This is a genomic window from Acinetobacter sp. FY683 (genome assembly GCF_059515885.1).
Genome location: NZ_JCAKNA010000011.1, coordinates 86,432 through 92,634 on the forward strand (window position 1 = coordinate 86,432; position 6,203 = coordinate 92,634).

At 35.8% G+C, this 6,203-nt stretch carries 9 protein-coding genes; 6 read left to right on the top strand and 3 right to left on the bottom strand.

Going from position 1 to position 6,203, the window contains the following annotated elements; all coding sequences use genetic code 11:
• Positions 1-15 precede the first annotated feature (15 nt).
• The gene (locus tag AC5YDH_RS08015; protein ID WP_496118383.1) at positions 16-264 is read left to right on the top strand and encodes a type B 50S ribosomal protein L31; all 249 of its coding nucleotides are present in this window, start codon (positions 16-18) and stop codon (positions 262-264) included.
• Between the two features lie 93 nt (positions 265-357).
• On the opposite strand, the gene crcB is transcribed toward AC5YDH_RS08015, so the two are convergent.
• Entirely contained in the window at positions 358-738 is a 381-nt protein-coding gene (gene crcB, locus AC5YDH_RS08020; RefSeq protein WP_496118385.1) for a fluoride efflux transporter CrcB, read from the bottom strand.
• 157 nt (positions 739-895) lie between these two features.
• On the opposite strand from crcB, the gene AC5YDH_RS08025 reads away from it, so the two are divergent.
• Positions 896-1,228 (top strand): HopJ type III effector protein, encoded by a 333-nt coding sequence (locus tag AC5YDH_RS08025; RefSeq protein WP_496118387.1) that lies wholly within the window; start codon positions 896-898, stop codon positions 1,226-1,228.
• 68 nt (positions 1,229-1,296) lie between these two features.
• On the opposite strand, the gene AC5YDH_RS08030 is transcribed toward AC5YDH_RS08025, so the two are convergent.
• Positions 1,297-1,827 (bottom strand): hypothetical protein, encoded by a 531-nt coding sequence (locus AC5YDH_RS08030; RefSeq protein ID WP_496118406.1) that lies wholly within the window; start codon positions 1,825-1,827, stop codon positions 1,297-1,299.
• A 193-nt stretch (positions 1,828-2,020) separates the two neighbouring features.
• Positions 2,021-2,488, bottom strand: coding sequence for a Holliday junction resolvase-like protein (locus AC5YDH_RS08035; RefSeq protein ID WP_496118389.1), 468 nt, complete (start codon positions 2,486-2,488; stop codon positions 2,021-2,023).
• 132 nt (positions 2,489-2,620) lie between these two features.
• On the opposite strand from AC5YDH_RS08035, the gene AC5YDH_RS08040 reads away from it, so the two are divergent.
• From AC5YDH_RS08040 to AC5YDH_RS08055, 4 genes are all read left to right on the top strand, one after another.
• The gene (locus tag AC5YDH_RS08040; RefSeq protein WP_496118391.1) at positions 2,621-3,265 is read left to right on the top strand and encodes a ParA family protein; all 645 of its coding nucleotides are present in this window, start codon (positions 2,621-2,623) and stop codon (positions 3,263-3,265) included.
• A gap of 128 nt (positions 3,266-3,393) precedes the next feature.
• Complete coding sequence (locus AC5YDH_RS08045) at positions 3,394-4,548, top strand: AI-2E family transporter (protein WP_496118393.1); 1,155 nt, start codon at positions 3,394-3,396, stop codon at positions 4,546-4,548.
• A gap of 96 nt (positions 4,549-4,644) precedes the next feature.
• A complete protein-coding gene (gene sodC, locus AC5YDH_RS08050; RefSeq protein ID WP_496118395.1) occupies positions 4,645-5,190 on the top strand; it encodes a superoxide dismutase [Cu-Zn] SodC in 546 nt (181 codons plus the stop codon).
• Between the two features lie 249 nt (positions 5,191-5,439).
• Positions 5,440-6,186, top strand: a complete 747-nt coding sequence (locus AC5YDH_RS08055) for an IS5 family transposase (protein WP_496116939.1) — start codon at positions 5,440-5,442, stop codon at positions 6,184-6,186.
• Positions 6,187-6,203 lie beyond the last annotated feature (17 nt).

Consider the following 6,203-nt stretch of genomic DNA (forward strand, 5'->3'; position numbering starts at 1 on the left):
AATGAAAATAATTCTATGCGCCCGAATATCCATCCAGAATATAGAGATGTACTTTTTCACGACACCAATGCCAATGCTTTTTTTGTGATTGGAAGTACTTTACAAACAAGCCAAACCAAAGAATACGAAGGCAAAACTTACCCATACGTTACGTTGGATATTTCAAGTGCATCTCACCCGTTCTATACAGGTGAACAACGTCAAACTTCAAATGAAGGACGTGTGGCAAGCTTCAATAAACGCTTTGCCCGTTTCAAACGATAACAAGTTGTTCAGATAATTTTAAGAAAATAGCGTTATTTTTAAATAACCCCAAAGCCTAAGACTCCAGATCTTAGGCTTTTTTAATTTTTTGAATTATTTACTTTGTAAAATAAATTGAAAAATGTAAAAACCAATCGCTAATACAACCACACCCAAAATAAGACTGCTGAACATATAAGCGAAAGCTAATGCAGTTTGCCCTTGCTTAAGCAGTTGAAAGGTCTCTAAACCAAAACTTGAAAATGTTGTGAATCCACCTAAAACACCCACCATTAAAAATAAGCGTGCTTCATTTTGTAAAATTGAAAACTTTTGGCTAAAGGCAAAAAAAACACCTGCAAGAAAACAACCTAACAAATTGACGAGCCATGTTGTCCACGGAAATAAACCTGTCGGCTTTAAAAACCACATACCTACGCCATAGCGAAAAGTTGCACCGATTGCCCCACCAAGCGCGACCAATAACCAATTCATATTCCATCCGACTTATATTTCACATGATGTATTAAAAACAATCATTTATATTTTGCATTTATTTATAGCACTAAAACTCAATTTGAATGATTAAATTTGATGAAAAAATTGTTATAGTCGACAAGGTTTTTACGATTTTTAAAGGACAAAGAGAATCATGGCTCAAGAACTATTGGCTCAACTTGAAGCAGGCACTGCAAAATTTTCTGACGTAATTGCATTTATTGAAGCACGCTTTACGCACACAGCAACTGCTTTTAAAAATGGTGCTCAAGCCAATGCTGCAACTGAAAACCAAGGCAGCGCGAAAGTATTTTCTTTTGCCCAACTAAACGATCTAGATCAAGCTCAAACTTTAAGTTTATTTGCAGAACACTACGCCTCTGTACTTGCAACACCTGAAGCAATAGATCATCAAAATATCCGCCAATTCATGATTCATGGCTGGGATGGTATTAGCTTTGAAGGTAATGCGTTAACAGCAAAATAATTAAAATATAGTCATCAAAAAACCGCTTATTTAAAGCGGTTTTTTGATGACATACTTAAATCCAATCATTAAACTTTTTCAATCCACTGAATTGAACTCACACGAAAAACCTCACAAGCACCGTCACCCGTATCTGTTGGGCTAAGCGATGATGTCCATACTAAATCTTTATCTTTAATTTCGACTAACTCACCCTTTAAACGAACTAAATCACCTCGTTTAACAAGTTTAATTTCCTTTGCAATTTCAGGATTAGCTGGAATGATGTGCATATTCGACACCATTTGTACTGCTAACTCTTTTGGAACGGGCACTTTATCCATTTTCCAATTTAAAAAGCGGTCGTATTGTCTTACATAAATTTGGCTTGCAATTTCAGGCTGTGCAAACACCCCCCAACTTACGGCATAATCAATGGGAGAAAATTTTGCTTGCTCATCATCTGTATAAATTTTTGAACCCAAAATTCGAAAATCACCTTTAAAATCTTTTAATGGCGCAATCGATTGCGTACTTTCTACAGGATCTAAACCTTTGGCGATGTTATATGCCGTAGATGCATGTGTTGTCACTTGTAGCATTGAACCCACAAATAACATACTCAACAATAAACGTTTCATTATAAGCACCTCACCAATTTCAATTATTTTAACAACACCACATGAACTTATTTAAGCTGTTCATTTTACTGTCTTTAACTTTATATCATTTTTATCTTAAACCTAGTTTAAGATAAAAATTTATATTTTTCGTAACAATACTCATCTATTTATAGTTTTATGTGGAGTATTTCTAGTGATCAAAATCTATGCGAATAGTTTCAAAACGAACTCGCCCCTCTTTAATGGCTTGTTCAATTGCTTGTTGTCCCTTCGTTAATCTTGCTCCGCCACTTTTAATATCAATGAGGACAACTTCTATATCTTCGGCATAACCATCGCCATCTCTGAAATCTGTATATCCATCAAAAACAACATAATCGACAGGATCACCAAGAAATTTTGCATCACTCGGTAAATATTGAAACTCTGGCATAATGGGTGCCAGTTGTTCTGCCATTTTTCCTTTGAGTACCGCACGGCTTGTATTCACACTACGTTTTTGTGCATGTATTAACGCTTGTTTATGCTCTAGCTCTAGCTCCGCAATATATTGCTCATATTCTGCTTTAATACGACCATTTCTAGAACCACTTAAAATAAGTGTTGTAAGCACAATTCCAATACATGCACCAATTAACATTGCCATCCAAATGGACATTATCTTTTCCTAGTTTTTTAATAATCAAATGAATAAGACTGTATATAACTTTTGTGTTGTGTGATATTTCTACCAATAAACAATGATATGCTAGCTGTAAGCAGAATTATATCTTTCTTTATCAGTCGAATCATGAAAACAATACTCGTTGCAAATCAAAAAGGCGGTTGTGGAAAAACACTTACAGCGATTAGTTTAGCTTCGGCTTTAGCACAAAAAGGATACCGCGTTGTGCTAGCCGATGCAGACAATCAAAAATCTGCACGTCAATGGCTTAAACAGCGGCCTCAAACTGCGGCACCTATTACAAGCCTCGATTGGCGATATGAAAAATCTATGGGTGATATTCCTAAAAATATTGAATATTTAATTATTGATGCACCAGGCGCACTTTCAGGTGAGCATGCAGAGCAACTTGTGAGTGAAGCTCATGCCATTATTACTCCTCTACAACCCTCTTTCTTTGATATTGATAGTACACGTCGTTTCTTAAAACACTTACAAGACATTAAGCGTATTCGCAAAGGAAAAGTTAAAATTCTTCTGCTTGCAAACCGAGTAAAGCCAAATGGTATGAACTCAAAAGAAATGCAAGATTTCTTTGCTAAAGTTGAACAAGCGCCTATTTCTTGGATTTCAGAACGTGCCGCTTATGGTCAATTGGCTATGCAAGGTTTAAGTATTTTTGATAAAACACAAAAGAACTTTGTAGAAATTCAAAAGCAATGGCAGCCTGTTTTACAAGCAATTATTGAAGATCCGAGTGAGTGGTTCTAAACCCAAGTAAAACAGCTTCATAGTATTCAGGCATAGGTCATAAAAGTTATTCATCATTACTTTTTCAGCATGCATTTGCGGAAGATTTATTTTGAGTTAATATGGCTTATGAATTAAGGAATAACTCAGTGAATTCAGTACAAAAACATGCTCCAACAATACAAAAAATATTGTTATTTGGTCTTTTTTTCATTCTCCTTTATTTAGGCTTTGATGTTCTAAAATACTTTATTGTACCTGTACTTTGGGCTGCCATTATTGCTTACATGACATGGCCTTTATATCAAAGAATTCTAAATTCATGTGGAAAAAATAAACCAACTTTAAGCGCAACCATCATGATTATTTTGGTGGTACTGGTTATTGGTATTCCTGTTATTTGTGCAATTTTCCTATTACAACATGAAGGACGAAATTTATATCTATCCCTTCAAAGACAAGTATTTTCAGGTCATTTAAGCGTACCTGACTTTGTACGAGAACTTCCTTTAATTGGCAAAGAAGTCACACGAACACTGAATGATATTAATCAAGATCCTAATAGTATTATTCAAAATATTTCAGCATGGATTCAAGGTCATCTAAATTACGGAAAAGTTGTACTCAATGAAGTTAGTAAAAACATTTTCAAACTGTGCTTTTCTGTAATGTCTTTATTCTTTTTCTATAGAGATGGTCCAACCATTCTAAACCAAGTCCGTCAAGCATTTGAAAAAGTTGTTGGTCCTCAAATTCATCACTATATTTCAACTATTTCAGATACGACTCGTGCCGTTGTTTATGGCGTAGGTTTAACTGCTGTTGCTCAAGCGCTGTTAGCTGGCGTAAGTTACTTTGTTGCAGGTGTACCTAACCCTATGGTACTTACCATTGTTACCTTCTTATTTGCACTTATCCCCTTTGGCCCTCCTGTTGCTTATACCTCTGTTTCTTTATGGTTGTTCTCTCAAGGACATGCTATAGAAGCTGTTGGCGTTATGGCATGGGGCGTTTGTGTAGTAAGTACTGCCGATAATGTAATTCGTCCATTGGTTATTTCTGGTGCAACACAAATTCCATTCTTACTTATTATGTTTGGCGTATTAGGTGGCTTAGCAAGTTTTGGAATGGTTGGTTTATTTATTGGGCCTGTCATACTTGCAGTACTTTTAGCTATTTGGCGTGAATGGTTACATGAAGCACAACCAGAACCTATCCTTATGCCTAAAGGAACTTTGGCTTATGACTTAGATGATGAACTGCAAGACTCTACTCAAGACGATAGCGACACACTCAAAAAATAAGTGAAAAGTGTTGTACATTAAAACACTTAAAAATCCACACATTCTCCCTATTCCTTTGTTTGAATAAAAAACGATAACATCAAAGGAATAGAGTGCATGTCATCTATATTCAAGCTTAGCCTATTGGCTTTGACAGGCTCATTTTTATTTACTGGCTGTATTTCTACGCCATCTCAAATTGAAAATAAAAAAACAGTAACCATGAATGCGGTTTCTGCCGATGGTATTAATGCCAAAATTGGTTCTATTGAATTACAAGATAGTGCTGCTGGCTTAATTATTAAAACCCATTTAACCAACCTTCCATCTGGTCCACACGGTTTCCATATTCATGAAAATGGCTCATGTGAACCTGCTGAAAAAGATGGCAAGCTTGGTGCAGCACTTAGCGCAGGTGGTCACTACAATCCGCTTAAAGTAGGCAATCACGGCAACCCACTGACAGGACATATGGGTGATTTACCATTATTGAATGTAGAGAATGATGGAACTGCAAAAGTAACACTTCTTGCACCTCGTTTGACACTTCAAGACACTCAAGGTTTAGCTGTAATGATTCATGCAGGTAGCGATAATTATTCTGATGATCCTAAACCATTAGGTGGCGGAGGTGATCGTATTGCTTGTGGCGTTATTCAATAAATTGTGGATAAAATTTAACTTATACACATTGTAATATTGATGGGAAAAGTGGCGAGTTTAAGCTACTTTTCCTTTTTTACATTTCCCCCCTATTTATTTAACCTATTTTAAATTGACAGTGAACCAAAAAAAGTTCAGTGTAAAATTCATCCTAAAAACTAGTTTAAATTAGGGTCTGTTGACATTTGCTGTGCAAAAAAAATAGCGAGAAAGTAAAATTTAATCGCCAAACCAAATCTACTCCTCGCTATGCCTCGTACAATGTTGACTGATCAACACTGGTCTAAGTTAGAAACTATTTTCCGTAATTTTCGTATTTATCTCAAACAAAATCTTCGTAATTTTATTGAAGCTATTCTTTATAGAATCCGTACAGGTTGCCCATGGCGGGATTTACCCGCCACTTTTGGAAAGCCAAACTCCATATTCAAGAAATTTTCTAGATGGTCGAAAGATAATAAGCTATTAAAAATATTTAAGTTAATTTCATCTGATGCTGACCTAGAGTGGATATTTATTGATGCTAGTCATGTGAGAGCTCATCAACATGCTACAGGAATTAAAAATCAGGCTATTTCAAAAAGTATCGGTGGAAACAGTTCTAAAATTCATTTGGCTGTTGATGCTCATGGGAACCCTGTTCAGTTTCTAATAGAGGATGGCACGACCCACGATGTAAAAGTGGCACCTAAATTAGTTGATAGCCTCTACCTAAACGAGACAGAAACTCTATGTGCAGATAAGGGTTATGACTCTGAATCCTTGAGAGAACAGATAGAAAATACGGGTACTCAAGCCAATATTCCTAAGAAATCCAATACACTATCAAATCATGATCATATGGATTGGTATTTATATAAAATCAGGCATTTAGTTGAGAATGCCTTTGCTAGATTAAAGCACTTTAGAGGCATTGCCACACGCTATGATAAGCTAAAGCAAAGCTATGAAAATTCTGTTGCCTTAGCTTGCATCTTTATTTGGTTACCATTATGAAATGTCAACAGCCCCTA